At 67.0% G+C, this 20,132-nt stretch carries 15 protein-coding genes; 5 read left to right on the top strand and 10 right to left on the bottom strand.

Going from position 1 to position 20,132, the window contains the following annotated elements; genetic code table 11:
- Positions 1-743: 743 nt before the first annotated feature.
- Positions 744-1,580 carry a hypothetical protein gene (locus tag ABD768_RS41725; protein WP_344850344.1) on the bottom strand — a complete coding sequence of 279 codons (837 nt, stop codon included), beginning with the start codon at positions 1,578-1,580 and terminating at the stop codon, positions 744-746.
- A 209-nt stretch (positions 1,581-1,789) separates the two neighbouring features.
- Positions 1,790-2,653 (bottom strand): SAM-dependent methyltransferase, encoded by an 864-nt coding sequence (locus tag ABD768_RS41720; RefSeq protein WP_344850342.1) that lies wholly within the window; start codon positions 2,651-2,653, stop codon positions 1,790-1,792.
- A gap of 332 nt (positions 2,654-2,985) precedes the next feature.
- Between ABD768_RS41720 and ABD768_RS41715 the strand changes: the two genes are divergently transcribed.
- Positions 2,986-3,219 (top strand): DUF397 domain-containing protein, encoded by a 234-nt coding sequence (locus tag ABD768_RS41715; protein ID WP_343974075.1) that lies wholly within the window; start codon positions 2,986-2,988, stop codon positions 3,217-3,219.
- A 255-nt stretch (positions 3,220-3,474) separates the two neighbouring features.
- Here the strand turns inward: ABD768_RS41715 and ABD768_RS41710 are convergent, their stop codons facing one another.
- A complete protein-coding gene (locus ABD768_RS41710; RefSeq protein ID WP_112249279.1) occupies positions 3,475-3,660 on the bottom strand; it encodes a hypothetical protein in 186 nt (61 codons plus the stop codon).
- Between the two features lie 26 nt (positions 3,661-3,686).
- A complete protein-coding gene (locus ABD768_RS41705) occupies positions 3,687-3,878 on the bottom strand; it encodes a hypothetical protein (protein WP_343974068.1) in 192 nt (63 codons plus the stop codon).
- A 475-nt stretch (positions 3,879-4,353) separates the two neighbouring features.
- On the opposite strand from ABD768_RS41705, the gene ABD768_RS41700 reads away from it, so the two are divergent.
- Together ABD768_RS41700 and ABD768_RS41695 are read left to right on the top strand one after the other, a co-directional pair.
- Complete coding sequence (locus tag ABD768_RS41700) at positions 4,354-5,223, top strand: helix-turn-helix domain-containing protein (RefSeq protein ID WP_344850347.1); 870 nt, start codon at positions 4,354-4,356, stop codon at positions 5,221-5,223.
- A 48-nt stretch (positions 5,224-5,271) separates the two neighbouring features.
- Complete coding sequence (locus ABD768_RS41695; protein ID WP_343974062.1) at positions 5,272-5,898, top strand: DUF2461 domain-containing protein; 627 nt, start codon at positions 5,272-5,274, stop codon at positions 5,896-5,898.
- 22 nt (positions 5,899-5,920) lie between these two features.
- Here the strand turns inward: ABD768_RS41695 and ABD768_RS41690 are convergent, their stop codons facing one another.
- Positions 5,921-6,799 (bottom strand): LysR family transcriptional regulator, encoded by an 879-nt coding sequence (locus ABD768_RS41690; RefSeq protein ID WP_344850341.1) that lies wholly within the window; start codon positions 6,797-6,799, stop codon positions 5,921-5,923.
- A 128-nt stretch (positions 6,800-6,927) separates the two neighbouring features.
- On the opposite strand from ABD768_RS41690, the gene ABD768_RS41685 reads away from it, so the two are divergent.
- A complete protein-coding gene (locus tag ABD768_RS41685) occupies positions 6,928-7,878 on the top strand; it encodes a quinone oxidoreductase family protein (protein ID WP_344850339.1) in 951 nt (316 codons plus the stop codon).
- A 253-nt stretch (positions 7,879-8,131) separates the two neighbouring features.
- Here ABD768_RS41685 and ABD768_RS41680 read toward each other — a convergent pair whose 3' ends face one another.
- Together ABD768_RS41680 and ABD768_RS41675 are read right to left on the bottom strand one after the other, a co-directional pair.
- Positions 8,132-10,270, bottom strand: coding sequence for a GH92 family glycosyl hydrolase (locus tag ABD768_RS41680; RefSeq protein ID WP_344850337.1), 2,139 nt, complete (start codon positions 10,268-10,270; stop codon positions 8,132-8,134).
- A gap of 11 nt (positions 10,271-10,281) precedes the next feature.
- Entirely contained in the window at positions 10,282-11,430 is a 1,149-nt protein-coding gene (locus ABD768_RS41675; protein ID WP_344850335.1) for an epoxide hydrolase family protein, read from the bottom strand.
- Positions 11,431-12,719: 1,289 nt separating this feature from the next.
- Between ABD768_RS41675 and ABD768_RS41670 the strand changes: the two genes are divergently transcribed.
- Entirely contained in the window at positions 12,720-13,391 is a 672-nt protein-coding gene (locus ABD768_RS41670; protein ID WP_344850334.1) for a nucleoside/nucleotide kinase family protein, read from the top strand.
- On the opposite strand, the gene ABD768_RS41665 is transcribed toward ABD768_RS41670, so the two are convergent.
- The 3 genes from ABD768_RS41665 to ABD768_RS41655 form a co-directional block, all read right to left on the bottom strand.
- Positions 13,381-13,677: a hypothetical protein gene (locus tag ABD768_RS41665; RefSeq protein ID WP_343974042.1), complete on the bottom strand. Its 297-nt coding sequence runs from the start codon at positions 13,675-13,677 to the stop codon at positions 13,381-13,383. The two genes, ABD768_RS41670 and ABD768_RS41665, sit on opposite strands and share 11 nt — an antisense overlap.
- Positions 13,678-13,956: 279 nt before the next feature.
- Positions 13,957-16,824, bottom strand: coding sequence for a TIM-barrel domain-containing protein (locus ABD768_RS41660; protein ID WP_344850333.1), 2,868 nt, complete (start codon positions 16,822-16,824; stop codon positions 13,957-13,959).
- Entirely contained in the window at positions 16,821-20,132 is a 3,312-nt protein-coding gene (locus tag ABD768_RS41655) for a TIM-barrel domain-containing protein (RefSeq protein ID WP_344850331.1), read from the bottom strand. The genes ABD768_RS41660 and ABD768_RS41655 overlap by 4 nt, the downstream gene beginning before the upstream one ends.

Below are 20,132 nucleotides of genomic sequence, written 5' to 3'. Positions count from 1 at the left end.
GGGGGGGGGGCGGGGGGGGGGGGGGGGGGGGGGGGGGGGGGGGGGGGGACTGCTGCGGTGCGGGAGCTGCGGGGCGAGCCACAGTGGCAGTGCCGGTGGCGGGAGCAGCGCAAGCCGGGGGCCGCGAGGCAGCGGGCGCGAGTGGTAGCGCGGGCGGCGGAAACGGCGCAGTCCGGGGCCGCAAGGCAGCGGGGCGACCGGCGAGGCGTTGGGGGTTAGCGGTTGCCGCGGCGGGTGCGGGAGCCGCGGCGGTCGGCGTGGCCGGCGCCTCGGTGGGGCCGGCGCCTTCGGTGGGGCCGGCGCCTTTCGGTGGGGCCGGTGCCTTCGGTGGGGCCGGCGCCTCGGGGGGCCGGTGCCTTTGGCGGGGTCGCCGAGGATGGCGGGGGCCGAAGGGGGGCAGGGGCCGGCGTGCCGGCGGTGGCGGGGCGTCGAGGGTGGCGGGGCGCTTGGGGGTGTTGGGGGTTAGCGGTTGCCGCGGCGGCCGGGGCGGCGAGTTGGGGGGACCGCTGGGATGCGGCGGGTGCGGGAGCCTCGGCGGTCGGCGTGCCCGGCGCCTCGGTGGGGCCGGCGCCTTCGGTGGGGCCGGCGCCTCCGGGGGCCGGCGCCTCCGGGGGCCGGTGCCTTTGGTGAGGCCGGCGCCTTTGGTGGGGTCGCCGAGGATGGCGGGGGCCGAGGGTGGCAGGGGCCGGCGTGCCGGCTGTGGCGGGGTGGCGAGGGTGGCGGGGCGCTGGGGGTGTTGGGGGTTAGCGGTTGCCGCGGCGGCCGGGGCGGCGGGTTGGGGGGACTGCTGGGATGCGGCGGGTGCGGGAGCCTCGGCGGTCGGCGTGGCCGGTGCCTTCGGTCCAGGGGGTGACGGGGCGGGCCTCGTCGAGGTCGATGACCTTGGGGAGGGGTGGGAGGAAAGAGGGTGGGGTGAGGGCGGGGACCGGTTCTACCCGGCGGCCGGATTCGCCATCCATCGGCTGGTCGGGCTCGCGGTCGTACAACTCGCCTTGGCGGCCCCCGCGAGACTCCGCCGGCTCGTCCGGTTCATCCAGTTCGTCGGGCGACTCGGCGCGGACCTTCGCGCGGGCGGCTGCTTCTTTGCTGACCAGCGGCTTCGGTCGCAGGACAGCGGCCGGCGCGGGAGCGACGTACTTCTTCTTCGGCAGTTTTGTCTTGAGGTCGATGCCGAGGGTGCTGATCAGTCCGCCGATCACCACCACCATCACCGCGACCGCGACCACCAGACAGGCGGCGAACAGGACCGATTGCCCGCCCGACTTCCAGTCCGACGGGTCGGTCCGGCGCATCGCCGCGATCATCGCCACCAGGACGGCGTTGGTGATGCCGACGGCAACGGTTGCCGCGATCGTCCAGACCAGCACCCGGCGTTCCAGCTCGACGTCGTCGGCCGCGGCGACCAGACCGGCGATCAGCCCGGCCAGCACCGGAACGGTGTAGACCATGGCCAGCCCGAGGCCCGGGTTCGCGGCGAGGTAGAAGACGTCGAAGACGAGCGCCGTACCGGCCAGCGCGGCCGCGAAGCAGATCACCATCGGCGGGTAGAACCGCACGATGGCCACCGCGTCGGCGGGCACCGTCCTGATCATCCGGAACGCAGAAACTTCAGTACTCCGTTACTAGAGAGGGTTTCACTGCTCATTGTGCAGGTACCCGGCGCTCACGCCGACAATCGACAAAGGCGAGTTGGCAACGAAGTACCGCTGAAACAACGACGTACCGTGGGAAACGCAGAAGGCGCGCACCCCGTGCGGGATGCGCGCCTTCGATGCCGATCGGCTGCGGATCAGCCCTTCTTGGCGATTCCGGCCATCAGGATCCGCTGGTACGGCTGCAGGTCCTCGACCTCCGGTACGTCGCCGTCCGGGTCCTCCGGGAACCAGCGGGCCAGGAAGTCCAGGCCCGGCGGCACCAGCGGCAGACCGAGGAAGTGCTCGGTGATCCGCTCGGGCGTCCGGATCCAGCCGTTGCCCAGGCTCTCCAGGCCGGCCTGCTCCATCGCCTTCTGCAGCGGCTCACCGGTGTCGACGAAGTCGGTGATGAACAGGTAGCTGCCCGGGACGAGCTGGTCCATGATGGTGCGGACCCACTCGTCCGGCTGCTCGTCGTCGTGGAAGTGCATGTGGATGCCGACGATCATCAGCGCGATCGGACGGGTGAAGTCCAGATGCGTGGTGATCTCCTTGTTGTCCAGGATCTCCTGCGGCTTGCTCAGGTCGGCGGTGACGACGATGGTGCTGTTGTTCGTCGCCAGCAGCGCGCGGCCGTGCGCGAGCACGATCGGGTCCTTGTCGACGTAGACCACCTTGGCGTCGGGGTTGATCTCCTGCGCCGCCTGGTGGGTGTTCTTCTGCGTCGGCAGACCGCTGCCGATGTCGAGGAACTGGTCGATCCCCGCCGTGCGCACCAGGTACTGCACGCCCTTGATCAGCGCTTCCCGGTTCTCGATCGCACACCGGCCGGCGTCCGGAACGTATTTCAGGTAGGTCGCCGCACCCTCACGGTCGGCAGCGAAGTTGTCCTTGCCACCGAGCAAAGCGTCGTAGACGCGCGCGATGGTCGGTTGGGAAGTGTCGAACTCCGGAGCGGGATCCGGGCTGTCGGGAGCCATCGGCGCAGCCTTCGTGTCGTAGGGAATCGTTGCCGCCATCGTAGTGCATTTGCATACCAGCGGCAGCCTGGTTCGGCCCTTCCTGGAGTGTTCAGGAGCCGATTTAACGAAGCCTGTGCACCCGCCTGATTCCTCAACTGAACGAGCCCCCGCGGGGTTACGCCGAATGCCCGGCAGATCGTCGTCCGAACACCCGACAACCCTCTTCGGAGACCCCGGAATCAGTCACGCAAAGCGATGTAACAGGCCTGCCCAACGGACGTTTGAGCACGTTGGGTAGTGGACCAGACACATGGCCCTTCGGCGTGTACGATGCAAATGCAAGCCCAAATGCACGTGCATATGCCAAAGACGTACGGAAGGTGCAGCTGATGACTGCTGTCTACAACGGCATGCCCGCAGACGCCGACGACGAGCTGACCTGGCGGAAGAGTCAGCGAAGTGGCCCGAACGGGAACTGCGTAGAGGTAGCGAAGCTTCCTGGCGGCGGTGTGGCGATGCGGAACTCGCGTCACACGGACGGACCGGCGCTGGTCTTCACCAAGGCCGAGATCGAAGCGTTTCTCGGTGGCGTTCACGACGGCGAGTTCGACGATCTCGCCTGATTCATTCCACAGAGCAGTAAGAGGCCCCTTCACCAGGCGAGTGGTGCGGGGGCCTCTTACTGTTGACGGACGTCTGCCTGTTACGGGCGCCGCGTGATCCGGTCGCGGGCGCCACACAGTTCCGTTGCGACATGCCGGGGCAGGCGATCACGGCGTACCGGGCAATCATTCGCCCGGAAACAGCAAAGGCCGGCCCTCCGCTAGGAGGCCGGCCTTTTGCTGTACTGCTGCCAGTACTGCCTACTACTACTGCCTTTACTGCACAGTGAGCGGCCAGAGCTGCTCACTGGGGAGCTCAGAGGCACCCGCGGTCGCCGCACCGTCCACGGTGATCCGCAGACCGGTGAACTTCGGCGTCATCACCCGCTGGTAACGCGAGGCCCGGTCGGGCTCCGCGACGTACTCGGCGATCAGGTGGTCGCCCAACCAGATCCGCACCATTTTCCGTCCTCCCGCTCGTTCGGTGGTCATCCCAGGCTCACGATCGGATCGCCGTCCAGCAGGCGCTCGCCCCGGAGCCAGCCTTCGAAGGCCCAGCGCTGCTGCTCGGGGCAGCGCGCCACCAGTTCCTGGATCTCCCGCTCGGTCAGCTCGCCGGGCGCTCGCTCGCCGGTAGGGCGGGCAGCGAAATCGACGGCTTCGGTGTCGTCGTCATTCATCGACTCGGGTTCCCCAACCAGTCATGCCGGCGTACCGCCCGACGGATCTGTAGAACCGGCCTGCTGGATCACGCGATGTCACTTTTTGCGAGATACAGCTCACCTTCTGTGCATGAAGCAATCATGGCGGTCGCACGAAACGAATGCAAGCGCCCGATGCACGTGCATTCGCACGTTTTCGACTTGTGACCAACTGAAGGCTCAGCAGATCCCCTCGAGAGGCCGATTCGGGCCCCGAACGGGCCGAACCAGCTGAGCGGGAAGCGATTACCGGTACTTCGGCCCGCTGCGCGCATCCCGTCGCCCACCGGTCGGCCGTCACGCACAGTGAGAAAGCTGGAATCGATGCCCGGGTGCCGGACAGCACCCACGACTCTTATGTAAGAACTTCGACAGATCACGGTCCGTCCGTGAGATGATTCGTCGGGGTGGGCAGGCCGCCGTTTTGGATCCAGCTGGGGCGTCGGAGGTGAGTGTGACGGAGTCGGGCGCGCCAGGCGGGCCGACCGCACTGCGGATCATCCTCGGCGCACACCTGCGGAGAATGCGTGAGGCGGCCGGAATCACCCGGTCCGATGCCGGCTGGGAGATCCGCTCGTCGGAGTCCAAGGTCAGCCGGATGGAGCTGGGCCGGGTCGGCTTCAAGGAACGCGACGTCCGCGACCTGCTCACGCTGTACGGCATCGACGACCCCGAAGAGCGCGAGCGGCTGCTTGCTCTTGCGCGCGATGCGAACAACCCCGGCTGGTGGCACCGCTTCGGCGACGTACTGCCCAGCTGGTTCCACTCCTACCTCGGGCTCGAGTCGGCGGCGCAGCTGATCCGTACCTACGAGCTCCAGTTCGTCCCGGGCCTGCTGCAGACCCCGGAGTACGTCCGCGCCGTCGTCCAGCTCGGCCGCGGGCTGATCCCGGCCGAGGAGGTCGAGCGCCGCGTCTCCCTGCGCGTCAACCGCCAAGAGGTCCTGCAGCGCGCGAACCCGGTCCGCCTCTGGGCGGTCGTCGACGAGTCGGTACTACGCCGCCCGATCGGCGGCCTGAAGGCGATGCGCGTCCAGCTCGAGTCCCTGATCGAGGCATCCCACATGCCGAACGTCACGCTCCAGGTGATGCCCTTCGACTCCGGCGGCCACGCGGCCACCGGCGGTGCGTACAGCATCCTGCGTTTCCCCGAGCAGGACCTGCCCGACATCGTCTACATCGAGCACCTGACCAGCGCCCTGTACCTGGACAAGCTCGAAGACCTGGACCAGTACACAGCCACCATGGAAGCCCTCTGCGTGGCCGCTCCCCCGCCCAGCAAGACCCGCGACAAGCTGGCCGCCATCCTTCACGACTACACCTGAACCGCTCCACCTGTCCTGCGCTCAGGCGGGGCGAACTATGGTGGCGGGATGAGTTTCACCGGTTTCCCGGCGGCGGCGCTGGACTTCTACGACGATCTCGAGATGGACAACAGCAAGACGTTCTGGACGGCGAACAAACACGTCTACGAAGAGTCTGTGCGGGCGCCGATGGTGGCGCTGCTCGCGACACTGGAGGAGGAGTTCGGGGCGGCCAAGATCTTCCGGCCGTACCGTGACGTCCGGTTCGCCAAGGACAAGACGCCGTACAAGACGGCCCAGGGTGCCTTCGTCGCGCTCGGGCCGTCCACTGGGTACTACGTCCAGGTGGCCGCGCCCGGTGTCCGGGTCGGCGCCGGCTTCTACGAGGCGTCGGGCGAGCGGCTTGCCAGAGTTCGCAGTGCGATCGACGAGGACCGGCGGGGCAAGGAGCTCGAGAAGTTGCTGGCCGAGCTGGAAGCGGCCGGGTGGACACTCGGCGGCGACAAGCTCAAGACGACACCGCGCGGGTACGACGCAAGCCATCCCCGCATCGAGCTGCTCCGGCACAAGTCGATGACCCTCGGCAAGTCCTACGGCTTCGAGCCGATCATCCACACCCCGGCCCTCGCCGACCAGATCCGCACCGACTGGCGCACCGTCGCCCCGTTCCTCGACTGGATCACCACCAACGCCTGAACCGCATTGCGTTCGCCGGCCGCTACCCGGCTCGCGGGGCGCGTGGACCTCGGAGTTCTGCTACCAGTTCGCGGAGGGCTGTGCTGCGGGAGAGGGCTGGGGTGGTGAGGTAGCCGATGGTTCGGCGTGGGGCGGTCGGGCCGAGGGGTTCGACGGTGACTTCGGGGGCCCGGTCGGCGGCGGTGGTTTCGGGGACCACGGCCATACCGAGGCCAAGGGCGACCATCGAGAGCAGGACGGTGTCGTCGGCTACGTTGATAGTGGCTGGGGGCAACCAATCCTGGGTGCGGAACCAGGCTTGGGTTTCGGTGGAGCAGTTCTCGGTCCAGTCGATCAGCGGGAGGGATCGCGGATCAGCCGATCGAGCCGGGTGGATCAGCACGTAGGGCTCGTCGAGTAGTTCGCCGCCGACCAGGCCGGCCGATGCGGGGAGCCGGTGCGGGAGGTTCACGATCGCGAGGTCGGCGCGGCCCTCGACCACCTCGCTCGCCGTACCGCCGCCGACGTCCCGCACGATCGACACGTCGTACGAGAGTTGCGGATGCCTGGCGGTGAGCCGGGTCAGCGCGGGTGGAAGCAGTTGCGCGGCAGCGCTGCGGAAGGCGGCGATCCTCAAACGGGTGTCGAGCCAACCACCCGCGGCCGCGCGTGTGTCGGCGCGGAGTACGTCCATCAAACGGAGGACGCCACGGCCATGCAAGATCGCGCGTTCGCCGGCCGGGGTCGGGCGGGCGCCGTGCCGGCCGCGGTCGAACAGGACGGTACCGAGCTTGCGTTCGGTCATCCGGACCGAGTGCGAGACGGCCGACTGGGTCAGGTCCAGCGTCGTTGCCGCGGCCGAGAAGCTACCGGTGCGTTCGACGGCGTCGAGGACGCGGAGTTCGGCGGCGGTGAGGTCCACGAAAGCAGCCTAACCGCTTCCATGAACGGCGCTCATGGAAGCGGCCCGTTGCAACAAGATGCAACTCTGCCAAGCGGCAGGTTTCCGGCCCTACGGTGGAACCCCACCGAGAGAACGGAAACCATTCCATGCGCGCCATCCAGGTCAGCCGGTACGGCGGGCCCGAGGTCCTCGAACACGTAGAGGTCCCCGCGCCGGTCCCGGCCGCGGGCGAGCTCCTGGTCGAGGTCGGCGCCGCCGGAGTGAACTATGCCGACACCCACCGCACCGACGGCTCCTACACCACCATCACCCAACTGCCCTTCATCCCCGGTTCCGAGGTCATCGGAAGGACCGCCGATGGTCGCCGGGTCCTCGCCCCGACCTTCGAAGGCGGCGGGTACGCCGAACTGGCCGTGGTACCCGCCGCTGACGCCGTGGACGTCCCCGGCCCGGTCGGAGACGCCGAGGCGCTCGCCCTTCTCGTCCAAGGACTCACCGCCTGGCACCTCCTCCGCAACAGCGCTCGCCTGTCACGCGGTGAATCTGTCGTGGTGAACGCCGCCGCCGGCGGAGTCGGTACGTTGGCCATCCAGCTCGCCCGGCTCTTCGGCGCCGGCCGGGTGATCGCGGTCGCGTCGACGGACGAGAAACGCAAGCTGGCGCTCTCCCTCGGCGCGGATGTCGCGATCGGCAGCGACCCCGATGGGTACGCGGGCAGAGTCGTTGCCGCCAACAACAATCAGCCCGTCGACGTGATCCTGGAGTCGACCGGCGGCTCGACCTTCAACGCCGCCCTCGGCGCACTGGCCGGCTTCGGCCGCCTGGTCACCTACGGCAACGCTGCTCGCGAAGGCCGTCGCCCCCTGCTCGACCCCGCACTACTCGCCGACCACAATCTCACCGTCGCCGGCTTCTGGCTCCGCCCCGCCCTCCAACTCCCCGGCATGTACCGAGAACCCCTCGCCGAACTCTTCAACCTCGTCGCCACCGGCAAACTCGAACCAGTAGTCGCCGAGTACCCCCTAGCCGAAGCCCGCCAAGCCCACACAGACCTCCTAGCCCGCCGCACCACAGGCAAACTGGTACTCCGCCCCTAGCCACCACCCCGTCGATCCGACCCACCCACATCACCATGGCCTCCAACGCCGGCGGGCGCGCGGCGGGCCGGGGCGCCCCGCACCATGCAGCCGGTGGCCCCCGCAGAACCGGCGGCTGGTGGCTGGTGGCTGGTGGCTGGTGGCTGGTGGCTGGTGGCGCCAGGCATGCATAAGTCGTGGCGGTGGGGTCGACGCGCCGGTGGAAATCGGTTGCATGGCGAGTTATGTGTGCGCGGACGACCGGTTGTTGCTATCAGCAACCACTCGGGAGGTGGCAGTCGCCCGCCTGCGGGCGGTGCTTTGTGCCCCAGTCGGTTGGGGTTGGGGACATGGTGAGGTGGAGGTTGCCGCCGGCAATCAGTTCTTCGTGGGTCAGCCAGGGGCGGTCGGTGGGGTGGTCGTTCAACCGTGCCTGCGCCACGTAGATGCCGTCCCCCTCGCGGGTGATGGTGAAGGTGGTGTTGCGGGAGGTGCGGAAGGTGGTCCTGTCGAAGATCGGGCTGCCCAGGATGTACTGCTTGTCCACCGGGGAGACCGGGTAGAGGCCGGCTGCGGCGAAGATGTACCAGGCGGACATCTGGCCGCAGTCCTCGTTGCCGCCGAGGCCTTCGGGGCCGGTACCGTAGCCGTGGTCGCAGACGTAGCGGGACCACTTCTGGGTCAGCCAGGGCGCGCCGGCGTAGGTGAACATGAAGGCCATCTGGTGGACCGGCTCGTTGGAGTGGTTGTAGAAGTCGTTCCATTTCATCAGGTCGGCCGGCGGGGTGTTCTCGAAGATCGCGTTCAGCCGCTCGATGAACGCAATCTCGCCACCGGCCAGCGAGATCAGGCCGGCAACATCGTGCGGAACGAACCAGCCCTGCTGGTCCGGGTTGCTCTCGGTGCAGCCTTCGTCGAAGCCCATCCAGGAACCGTCGGCATTGCGGCCGCGGAACCAGCCGGCCTCGGGGTTGAAGAGGTTGCGATAGTTCTGAGCACTCGCGTCCAGCAAGCGCACATCGTCGTCCAGCCCAAGCACCGAGGCGAAGCGCGCCAACGCGTGATCGCTGTAGGAGTTCTCCAGCGTCGTCGACAACCCGATGTCCACCGAGTACCCGAGCGACAGCCAGTTCTCCAGATCGTTCCGGTTCGACCGCGCCACCGGCCCCAGCGCCACCTCCCGGCAGAACCGGTACGCCGTATCGACATCGAACCCGCAGATCCCCTTCACCACCGCCTCGGAGATGATGTTGATCGCCGGATCCCCCACCATCGTGTCGGTGTCGACGCCGAGCAGCTCCCACCGCGCCAGCCCCTTCACCCGTCCCGACGCGGTCAGGTCGAGCAACGTGTTGATCTGATCCGTGACGACCTTCTCGTCGATGATCGTCATCAACGGCAGCTGCGCGCGGAACACATCCCATCCGCTGAAGACCGTGCGCCGCTCATACCCGATGTCGTCCCCGGCATCGCTCGACCGTCGCGGCTCGATCATCGTGTGGTAGAGCGCGGTCCGGAAGATCTGCCGCTGCTCAGCCGTACCGCCCTCGATCTCGACCTTCTCGAGCACGGCCGCCCATGCCGCCCGCGCATCCGCAGCAACTTCGTCGAAGTCCCACCCCGGCAGGTCATGGGCGAGATTCCGCCGGGCACCTTCGACGCTCGTGTACGAGATGCCTGCCTTCAGCAAGACCGGGCCGGACACGTCCAGTTCGAGGAAGAAGCCGGCTGCCGCGCTTGCCGTAGTACGGGCTGCATCGTGACGGATGTCGTCGCCGTCCCAGGTCGCGAAAGCGGCGATCGGCTGGGAGAGCCGGAGCGAGAAGAAGACCGTGTACTCCGGCCCGTTGCCGCAGATCCATCCGCCACCGGACCGATCGCACCGCATCCACCCCTCGACCGTGTGATCGTCGACGAGCTCCACGGACTGCTCGACCGAGTGCGACCCGTCGAAGCCGACCCGGCGAGCCAGGTCGACCTTGATCCGGGCCGGCCCCGCAGCGGCGTACGTGAAGCGAATGATCCCGGCCCGCTCCTTGGCCGTCAGCTCGGTGCGGACCTGATAGCGGTCAAGGTCCACCGAGTAGTAGCCGGCCTTGACGACCTGGTTGCTGTAGGGGCTGTTGGCCTCGACCCGGTCGGTGATCAACAGCCCGGTCTGTGGCATCACCTGAAGGTTGCCGAGGTCCCCGTAACACCCGATCCCGCCGAGATGCGTGAAGCTGAACCCCTCGATGGTGTCCATGTCCGCGGAGTACCCACTCCCGTGGTCGCCGCCGCTGATCGTGTCCGGGCTGAGCTGCACGAGCCCGAACGGGAGTACCGGCCCTGGGAAGGTCTTGCCGCAAGCGGTGTCCGGGAGCGTGGTGAGGGCACCGATCAACGGATCGATGTCGTCGACAGGGTGAGTCATGGCGGGGATCCTCAGAGACTGGCGAAGAACGCACGGATGTCGGTGACGAGCAGATCAGGTACTTCGAGCGCGGCGAAATGACCGCCGCGCGGGTACCCGGTCCAGCGCACGATGTTGTTCGTCCGCTCGGCGATGTGCCTCAGCGGGATGAAGTTGTCCTCCGGGAAGTCCGCGAACGCAGTCGGCGCTGTGGACACGGGCAGCGGCTGTCCCCAGTAAGCGGCGTGACTGCGCTCGTAGTAAATCCGGCCGGCCGACCCCGCCGTCCTGGTGAACCAGTACAGCGACACGTTGGTGAGCAGGTGATCCCGGTCGATCGCCCCGTCTCCCGACCACTCCTCGAACTTCTCCGCGATCCACGCCAACTGCCCGACCGGCGAGTCCGTCAAAGCATAGGCAACCGTCTGCGGCCGGGTCGACTGCAGATCCGCATACCCCTGCTTCTCCTTCAGCCACCCTTCGAACCGCCGCCACGACGCCACCGTCCGCTCGCGCTCCCCCGGCGGCAGCGCTGCCAACTCCTCGTCGGTCGGCTCCGCGGTAGCCCCCGCGCCCGGAATCAGATTCAGATGCACCCCGATCACCCGCTCGGGATACAACCGCCCGATCTCCCGCGAGATCCCCGCACCCCAGTCCCCACCCTGTACGCCGTACCGCTCATACCCCAGCCGCGCCATCAACTCCGCGAACGCCCGCGCCACCCGGACCTGCTCCCACCCCGTCTCCGTCGTCGGCCCCGACAAGGTGAACCCAGGAATACTCGGCATCACCAGATGAAACGCCGGCCCATCGCTCCCGTACCGCCGAGGATCCGTCAACGGCCCCGCGATCTCCTGAAACTCGACCACCGACCCCGGCCACCCATGCGTGATCAGCAACGGCGTCGCATCCACCTCACCCGACCGCAAATGCACAAAATGCACCCGAGCCCCGTCGATGGTGGTCGTGAACTGCTCCCACTCATTCAACCGCCCCTCAGCCGCCCGCCAGTCATACCCATCCCGCCAGTACTCCGCCAACTCCCGCAAATACCCCACCGGCACCCCGTAATCCCACCCAACCCCCGGCAACTCCTCCGGCCACCGAGTCAACTCGAGCCGCCTATGCAGGTCGTCAAGCTCCCCCTGCGAAATCTCCACCCGAAACGATTCGATGCTCATAGCAACACCCTCCCCCACCACCTCGCCCGACGCACCCTGATAACCGGCCAATCGTTTGCGGCGTTCGTGGCGCTAGCCCGCGCTTCACGCTGAGCCACAGCGTGCTACTCTGAGGAAATCTGCTACTCTGAGCAGAGGAGGTGCTCAACATGAGAAACATACCGGTCGGGGATCGCACTGGATCCGAGATAGAGCTGTTGGCAAGAGCATGGAAGGTGACCGAGGGCGAGGTCGTGGACCGCTTGCTGGACGAATTCAGACGCGATCGCACTCCCGGTCCAGCTGTCTCCAGTGGCGGCGACTCTGTCCCCGTACACGCTGTGTATAGGGAGATTCGAGTGGAAGGGGCATACAACCCCGCTTCCCTCGCATTGACGATTACGAAAGGTCCGGGAGAAGGTCACAAATACAGGTCACCGAGCGCTGCGGCGATCGCTGTCGTCTCCGCACTGAACCCGTCAGTGAGCCCTAATCGCAACGGCTGGGGCTTCTGGACGGTTACCTCAACCGGCAAACGGCTTCAGTCCATTCGCGATGAGGTGCGGTGACTTAGCATGATCAGCGCCTCATGGTCACGGAAGGACGACTCGTGACTCGATGGATTCCATTGAGCGCCGGCGGTGCAGTGACAGCGGTCGGCGCCGCCTCGGGGATGCCGTGGGGCGCCTTGCTCGCATTTGGACTGGCCAGTCTGATTGTGTACGTCATCCGGGCGTATTTGCAGTACAAATTGAGCTGCAGGGCCATCGACCGAGTCGCTCGCACGCACGTGGCGGATGTGATGAACGCACTTAGCAAAACATCCCCTTAGAACGCCCTGATCCTTCACCACCACCTTGCGACAGCCACTATCCCTAGCGGAGCCATACCCGGCTACTAGCACGTGCACCGCATGGCACGGAGGCGGCACAGCGAACGCCGCGGGCGGTTACACACACAACTGAGCTGCACCTCGAGGCACCCGGGTCACCTGGCCGCTGCGATCCGTGTCATCGAGAACTCATTGCCTTGTGCAACTCTCTCGTCTGCTCCGGGCTCGCGGAGTCCAGACTCCGAGAGCGGGAACGAGAGCGGCAAGGTCGCGAGCGTGAGCGGGCCAGGCGCGGAGTCGGGCTCCATCCGCCTGCTGCACGCTGCGTGCGCCTTCAGCCACCCGAGGCGGCCCATCGTCGGCGCGGCTGCAGCCGGACCGACTGCTTGACTCGTCTACCCTCGCGGACTCCTGGAGGCTCAACCGGCCATGGGGTTGGAGACACTTCAGGCAATGCCTTGAGGCGACGGGAGACGGGATGAGTCGGCGTACCGATGCTCTGACTGAATTGGCCGGTGTCGTGCTGGACGTTGAGCGGGGGCATCCGGTGCGGGTTGGGATCGACGGCTGTTCTGCGGCGGGGAAGACGACGCTCGCGGACGAGTTGGCCGGGATGCTGCGCGCCCGGACCGGCCGCGAGATCATCCGGGTCGGCATCGACTACTTCAAGCGTGCTCCTGAGCTGCGGACGGCGTACCCGATCGAGTCGCCGGAGAGCTACTACCTGGACACCTGGGATCACGACGCGATCCGCGAACGCCTGCTGGTACCTCTCGGCCCGGGCGGCGATCGCCGGTACACCACCGCGATCAGGCATGCCAACGGACAGCCTCTGGCCGAGTCATCCGTCCACAAGGCCAGCGCTGACGCGGTACTGCTGGCGGACGGTGCGTTCCTGCAGGTACCGGCGCTTGTCGACCACTGGGACCTGCGGATCTACGTGCAGGTCAGCTTCGACGAGGTCCTCCGGCGCGGCTCGGCCCGGGATCAAGCTTGGATGCCCTCGGCAGCCGCAGCCGAGGAGCGCTACCGCAAGAGGTACATCCCTGGCGAGCGCATGTACGTCGATCAGATCCGGCCGCGGGCGTTGGTTCAGGTTGTTGTGGACAACGAGGAGCCGGCGCGGCCAGTGCTGACGATCAGGCGGTGACGCGGTCTCGGACTACCTTGACGGTCAGGGCGGCGGCTAGGCATAGGCCGCCGGCTACCAGGATCAGGGTTACCAGGGTGCCGGAGTTGTTCAGGCGGGCGTCGCAGGCCATGGGGGTGATGCCGGCGGCTGGCTGGAAGACCGAGCCGCAGTCGGTGCCGGTGGCGGAGACTGAGCGGAAGCCCAGGCCTAGGCCTCCCAGCAGCAGGATGACGCCGGCGGCGATCAGGATCTTGTTGATCGCCGTCATGCCGGCACCGCTGGTGATGCCTGTTCTGACGGGCATGCCGACGGCACGACCCGACTGCCCCGTTGCACTTCGTTCACTCCTGACTTCGACCGACACCTCTCCGAACTTACGGTCCCGGGTCGTCGTAACCACGCCCGGACGGCCGTCAGCAGCGATTCTTCACACAGTCCTTACTCAGGACATACCTGCGCGTGACGATGGTCTCAGAGGGCGCGACAGCCGGTGACACTGGCATCACTGTGCCAGTAACTGGACGACTGTCCAGAACCCGGAACGCGCTCTCCGGATACCGGAGAGCGCGTTGCCGGGAGGAGTTCAGAACCCGCCCGAGGCGGTCCCCCCGCTGCCCGTTGCCGGGGTCGTGAACGAGAGGTTCGGGTCCGGACCCCACTGGTCGGCGGTCGCCGGATAGTTCGCTTCCTGGCGTTTGATGCACTTCCATTCAACGGTCGTGCTGGGCGGCAGGTTACTGATCGTGCCGGTCCAGGTCGGATATGCGGTCGGCGCCAGCTTGACCGCGCTCGCCACCGACCAGGCCCCGAGCTGCGGCGCGCTGCCGACGACATAGACCGACTGCCCGGTCGTGGTCGTCCCGCCGGAGCAGCTGAAGGTCTTCGAAACGACCGTTTGACCGAGGGTGAAGACGAACGACTTCGCCGTACCGACCGCCAGCGACGCCGACTTGGCGACGACCAGGTTGCCGCCGGCGTTGTACCAGCCGCTGCCCGCCGCGTCGAAGGCCGCCTTGTTCGCGTACTGCGTGAGCGCGCTCCCGTTGAGCGTGACCCCCGATGCCTGCGTGTCGGCCACCAACTCGACCACGTTCTGCCGCGACGACGGCGCCCCGGTGTACGTACCGGCCGACGCCGAGATGCCGACGGTCGCCGTGTTGCCCGACCGCGATTGGCTCAGGTCGGTCGTCCGCTTCGCGCCGGTCTGGTACCCGATCGTCGCGCCATCGTCCTCGGCCAGCGTGAACGAGGAGCTAACAGTGTCCGAGTAGACGCGGGCGACCAGCTCGTTGCGGGTCGTCCCGTCCGCCCGCTTGCCGACCACGTTCATCGTCTGGTCGTCGACGTACATCTTCGGGATGATCGCGCCGGCCCGGGCATACGCCGGCAGCTGGAACTTGCCGTTGCGCCACAGCGGCACATCGGTCAGGTTCTGGCCGGTGCTGACCGTCTTGGTGTTGGTGTAGTAGTCGAACCAGGTACCGGCCGGCAGGTAGACGTCCCGCTTGCGCTGGTTCGCCCCGGCCGCGACGCCGACGAGCAGGTCCTTGCCGATCAGCTTCTCGTGGCCGACCTCCCGCACGTTCGGGTCGTTCTGGTACTGGTAGACCAGCGGCGGGATGAGCGGTTCGCCGGTCGTGTTGGCGCGATGCGCGAGCGAGTAGTAGTACGGCGTGAGCTCGTACCGCTGACGCAGGTTGGCCAGGTTGCTCGGTACGTCGCCGATCGAGTCGGGCGACGTCTCCGCGCAGTTGCAGAGGTTCTCGGTGTGTGGCCGGATCGGCACGTCGAACCAGGACGAGTTCGCGAACCACTGGGTGTAGAGCTCGTTCAGGTCGCTGTCCAGCATCTCCCGCCGGAAGCCACCGATGTCGGAGCCGAAGTAGTCGATACCCGACATGGACATCTGCATCTGCACGTTCTGCTGCGACGCGAGCGCCGTCAGCTTGGAGCCGATGTCGCCGGACCACATCGCAGTACCGGTCCGTTGAATGCCACCGGCCGCCGATCGAGCGAGCATGAACGGCCGCTGCTGTACTGCGTTGTCGGTATAGCCCTTGGCAATGCCGCGCGCCCATTCGAGGTTGTACAGGTTGTGGTAGTCGGAGTGCGCGTGCTTGCCCGCAAGGAGCCCCGACGTCCAGTCACCCGCGTCGTACATCTCCGGCTCACCCAGATCGAGCCAGTGCCCCATGACGCCGTCGTTGATCAGCGGCTGCCGTTGCGTGTTGTGCCACTGCGCGCTCGCGGCCGGCTGGGTCCAGTCGATCATCCCGCCGCGACCCCACCAGTCGTTCCCGGTCAGGTACGCCGGGCTGCAAGTCGAACAGCCCGCCCGGATCAGGTAGCCCGACGACGCCATCGACGTGTGCTCGGGCAGGTTCTTGCCGACGTACGACTCCTCGATCGTCATCACGCCGACGCCGTTGGTGTTCTTGTACGCCGCCAGCTTGGTCGCCGCGTTGGGGAAGTTGACCGGGTCCCACTCCAGCGTGCCCATCCGAGTGTTGTCGGAGCCGGCCGTCACCCCACCGAACCAGTTGACGTCGAGCATCACGCCATCGGTCGGGAACTTGTTGGCACGCAGACCGGACAGGGTCGTGTCGATCTCGTTCCAGTTGTCGTAGCCGTACTCCGACATCCACAGGCCGAACGCCTTCTTCGGCGGCACCGGCGGCCGCCCGGTCAGCTCGAGATAGTCCTTGCGCAGATCGGGCAGATCGGGTCCGCTCATCACGTACCAGCGCAGCTGATCGCCGAAGGTGTCCATCGTCCATGGGTCGCCGGTCAGGTTCCAGTCCTGCTTGTAGACCTGGTCGACGAACATGCCGTAGTTGGTGGTGCTGGCGCCGACCGCGAACAGCACCGGGATCTGCGCGTTGCCGACCGGCCCGTTGTCCGTGTCGTAGAGCATCGCGTTGCCGTAGGTGCCGCTCGTCCGCTGCCGGCCGACCCAGTCACCGTCGGCGCTGCCCCCCATGAAGAACTGCTCACCGAGCCCGTACGCGTTCTGCATGGACGACTTGGTGAAGCTCAGTCCCTTCCACGCCTGGCTCAGATTGCGCGGGCAGGTCGTGTTGAGCAGGAGCTGCGGCGTCCGCGCGGTGTCGTAGACCGTCGCGCACAGCGTCGAAGTGTTGACGTCGACCTTGATCCCCGGCGTCGTCAGCACTCCACCAACCTGGTTGAGGCTGGTCGGCCCGGGATAGTCCGTCTTGGCGATCTGATCGGTGGTGAAGATCGGCGAGCCCGTGCCCGGTCCCGCCCCCGCACCCATCTCGAAGTGCACCAGATCGTCGTCGAGAAACTCGACCACCAAGTAGTTGCCTCCGGCAGTGAACTGCACCCGTTGTACTGCGGCCTGAGCCGCCTCCACTGGCAGCACAACCAGCGTCGGCACCAACAGCACCAACCCCAGGAGCCGCGCGAGCATGCTCTTCCGGCCCCTCATGGCCGTGCCACCGAGATGTTGTCGAGGTTGATTCCACCAGAGCCGTAGACCACCTTCACCACCCGTTTCCCTGCGGTGAGACTGGTCGTCAGCGTGGCCGTCCCCCACGTGTCCCAGTTGCCCGTACTCGGCAGGTTGACCGAGCCGACGCTGACGCCGTCGACCTGGATCGTGCGGGTCGCCGTGGTCGCCGCGCCGTTGGAGTACCGGAGCTTGATCACATGGCTGCCGGTCACCGCCGCATTGGTGTCGACCTGTACGGCGTCGCCCGCCGTCTCGAACCCGTCGACGAATCCGGTCCCGGTGTAACCCGGGTGGTCGGTGTTCACCGTAGTACCGGTGTTGCTGCCGAACTCAGCCTCATACGCAGCCTTGTCGACACCATTCAGTACTACGCTCCGCGCCGCCGCACTCGACGCCGTCTTCACCAGCGTCAACTGCTGCACCGGATCCCAGAACCAGCCCTCGGTCGCGCCCTGCAACGCGGCGAGCGTCGCGTGGGCCGTCATCGCCACGCCATCCTTCGTCACCGACGTCGGCTTGCTCGACGCCACCTGCAGCGTGCTCTTGGTGGCGAGGGGTGGAACGCTCACCGTCACCTGGTGACCGGCGAAGTTCTCGGTCGACGTGACCGTGCGGGTCTGGTTCGCCGAGTCCTCGAAGTACCCGTAGCTGGTCGTGCCGGCCGGGTAGATCCGGAACGACAGGTTGGTGTAGTTGTCGACGCTGTTGCCGATCGTGCCGCCCAGGTCGTAGTCCGCGTTCAGGTTGAGCGGGACGATCGCGCCGGCCTTGGCGTAGACGGGGATGGTGCCGGTGTCGGCGTTGTAGACCTTCGTGCCGGCGCCCTGCGCCCGGCCGCCGTTCCAGAAGTCGTACCACTCACCCGCGGGCAGGTAGACGTTCTTAGTGGTCGCGCCCTGGGTCGTGATCGGTGCCACCAGCAACTGACGACCGAACATGTACTGCTGGTCCTGTGCCGCCGCCGTCGTGTCCCCCGGGAAGGCGAGGCTCATCGACTGCATCATCGGCAGGCCTGTGGTGGAAGCGTTCTTGGCCTCGGTGTAGAGGTACGGGATCAGGTTCATCCGGGTGTTGGCGAACTTGCGGAACTTCGGGATGACGGTCGTGTCGCCGGACCGCGCCTGCACGTTCCACGGCGTCCGCGCCTCGGAGACGCCCGGGTTCGACTTTTCCGAGTGGTACTGCATGATCGGCGAGAAGGTCGACTGCGCCGCCGCCCGCAGGTACAGCTCGCTGCTCGGGAACGTACCGGTGAATCCGGCCATGTCCCACGACCAGAACGGGATGCCCGACGCGCCCGCACTCTGGCCGGCGCGCACCGCCTGCTGGAACGCATCGAACGTGGACGCCTGGTCACCGGCCCAGAAGATCGAGTTGGCCTGCGCTCCCGAAGTACCGCCGCGGCTGAACAAGGTGCCCTGGGCACCCTTCTTCGTGGTGACGAAGTCGTTGTACGCCCGGGTGTACTCGTTCGGGTAGGCGTTGTGCAGCTCGTCGCCCTTACGACCGGAACCACTGGTCACGTTGCGGCCGAAGACCGCCTCGCTGCCGTCGGTCTTGAGGCCGTCGATGCCGACGTCGTCGAACAAGTAGGAGCGCTTGCTCATCCACCAGTTGGTGGCGGCCGTCTTGGTGAAGTCGGGCACCGTGCTGTTGCCGAACCACTGCCCGGACGGGATCCGGTACGGTCCGCCGGCGCCATCGCCGAGAACGTAGCCCTGGGCAACGGCATAGTCACGGTCGTTGACGTGTTGCTGTGGCGCCGTCGGCGGGTTGGTGTCGAAGTCCTGCTTCAGCACCGGGATCTGCCAGAGCACCATCTTGACGCCCTGGTTGTGAGCGGCCGTCACCATCGCCTTCGGATCGGTCCACTCACCTCCGGCCGGGAAGGTCAGATCGGCATAGGTGAGCGCCTGGTTGCCGGGCTTCGGCGTGTACGTCGCGCCGTGCCACAGGTAGAAGGTCGCCTCGTCGCTCCACTGCTCGAGCACCATCGCGGTGTGCGGGATCTGGTTCGACGTCATGTTGGCGAGTTCGGAGTTGACCTCGGCCTGGGTGTTCCACTCGTTCGCGGAGCCCCAGAGCCCGAACGACCACTTCGGCGGCAGCTTGGGCCGCGCAGTCGTCGCGGTGTACTGGTCGAGCATCTCGGCCCGCGTACCGGTGAAGAAGTAGTAGTCGACCGTCGAGTTGAGCGCGCCACCGGTGTCGACGGTGAAGCCGGCCATGTCGGTGAGGTGCGTACCGAGGTTGAACACGGAGTACCGGGTGCTGGGCACGTAGATGCCGTAGCCGGCCGTGTTCGTGACGAAGGGGACGCTGAGGTACGTACGGGCGGTCGGGCCCTGGTCCTGGTACTGGTTGTAGACGTAGTTGTGGACGTCCTTGCCGCGCTGGTCGAGCGCGTCGTACCGCTCGCCGAGTCCTTCGAAGCGTTCGCCGGCCGGGGAGAGCCAGTGGTCCTCGACCTTCGTCACCGTCGTACTGCCGTCGCTGGCCCAGCCGGTGTTGCGGAAGGTCGCCGGGTCGTACTGCCGGGCGATGAGCGTCGTACCGTCGCCCTTGTAGACGGCGACCCGGTACGGCGACTTCTGGATCTTGAGCACGACCTTGGTGGTGGCGATCTGGAGGGTGCCCGCGGTGTCGGTCACCGTGTACGCCGATGAGCCGGTGATGTTGAGGCCGCTGCCGGTCGGGGCGACCTGCACGTGGAAGCGGTCGATCGCGGGGAACGCGAACCGCACCTTCGGGGTGAAGCTGCCCGCGGTATCGCCGGTCGTCACGTCGACGCTGGTGCCGTTGTTGACGAAGCCGGAGACGTTGCCGGTCCCGGAGTAGCTCGTCACCGCGAACGAGAACGGGCCGGTCGTCTTCTGGTTGGCGCCGTCGACGTCGGCGTTGACCGTGTAGGTGATCTGGTCACCGCGCGCGAAGGTGCCGAGCGCGACCTTCCAGTACGTGTTGTTGCCGCTGTTGTAGTCGAAGGCGCCGCCGATCGGAGTCTGGTTGACGCCGTTCTTGGTCCAGGTGATCCAGACCGTCTGACCCGACGAGATCGGCCAGGTGGTGGCCTTGATCTGGACTGCTTCGCCGGCCATCGGGTCGCGGGGAGCGCGCTCGGTGAGGGCGGTGTTGTAGAGCTCGTCGGCGCCGTACGGGGCGTGGAAGACGCCGGTCAGCGTGCCGGCGAACGCGGGCGTCGGGGTGAACTGGAAGATGACCGCTGCGAGCACCAGGAGCGCAGCGACCCACCGTCTTCTTGGCTTGTTCAGGGCATGGGACAT

This window comes from Kribbella ginsengisoli, from assembly GCF_039537185.1.
Classification (GTDB): domain Bacteria; phylum Actinomycetota; class Actinomycetes; order Propionibacteriales; family Kribbellaceae; genus Kribbella; species Kribbella koreensis.
This window is presented reverse-complemented; position numbering and strand designations above follow the sequence as displayed.

Bases quoted from the DNA above. Each gene is read 5' to 3' on its own strand.
- ABD768_RS41720 (WP_344850342.1), bottom strand. From the start codon at position 2,653: ATGGCGGCAACGATTCCCTACGACACGAAGGCTGCGCCGATGGCTCCC.
- ABD768_RS41715 (WP_343974075.1), top strand. From the start codon at position 2,986: ATGACTGCTGTCTACAACGGCATGCCCGCAGACGCCGACGACGAGCTG.
- ABD768_RS41710 (WP_112249279.1), bottom strand. From the start codon at position 3,660: ATGGTGCGGATCTGGTTGGGCGACCACCTGATCGCCGAGTACGTCGCG.
- ABD768_RS41705 (WP_343974068.1), bottom strand. From the start codon at position 3,878: ATGAATGACGACGACACCGAAGCCGTCGATTTCGCTGCCCGCCCTACC.
- ABD768_RS41695 (WP_343974062.1), top strand. From the start codon at position 5,272: ATGAGTTTCACCGGTTTCCCGGCGGCGGCGCTGGACTTCTACGACGAT.
- ABD768_RS41685 (WP_344850339.1), top strand. From the start codon at position 6,928: ATGCGCGCCATCCAGGTCAGCCGGTACGGCGGGCCCGAGGTCCTCGAA.
- ABD768_RS41680 (WP_344850337.1), bottom strand. From the start codon at position 10,270: ATGACTCACCCTGTCGACGACATCGATCCGTTGATCGGTGCCCTCACC.
- ABD768_RS41675 (WP_344850335.1), bottom strand. From the start codon at position 11,430: ATGAGCATCGAATCGTTTCGGGTGGAGATTTCGCAGGGGGAGCTTGAC.
- ABD768_RS41670 (WP_344850334.1), top strand. From the start codon at position 12,720: ATGAGTCGGCGTACCGATGCTCTGACTGAATTGGCCGGTGTCGTGCTG.
- ABD768_RS41665 (WP_343974042.1), bottom strand. From the start codon at position 13,677: ATGCCCGTCAGAACAGGCATCACCAGCGGTGCCGGCATGACGGCGATC.
- ABD768_RS41660 (WP_344850333.1), bottom strand. From the start codon at position 16,824: ATGAGGGGCCGGAAGAGCATGCTCGCGCGGCTCCTGGGGTTGGTGCTG.
- ABD768_RS41655 (WP_344850331.1), bottom strand. From the start codon at position 20,132: ATGTCCCATGCCCTGAACAAGCCAAGAAGACGGTGGGTCGCTGCGCTC.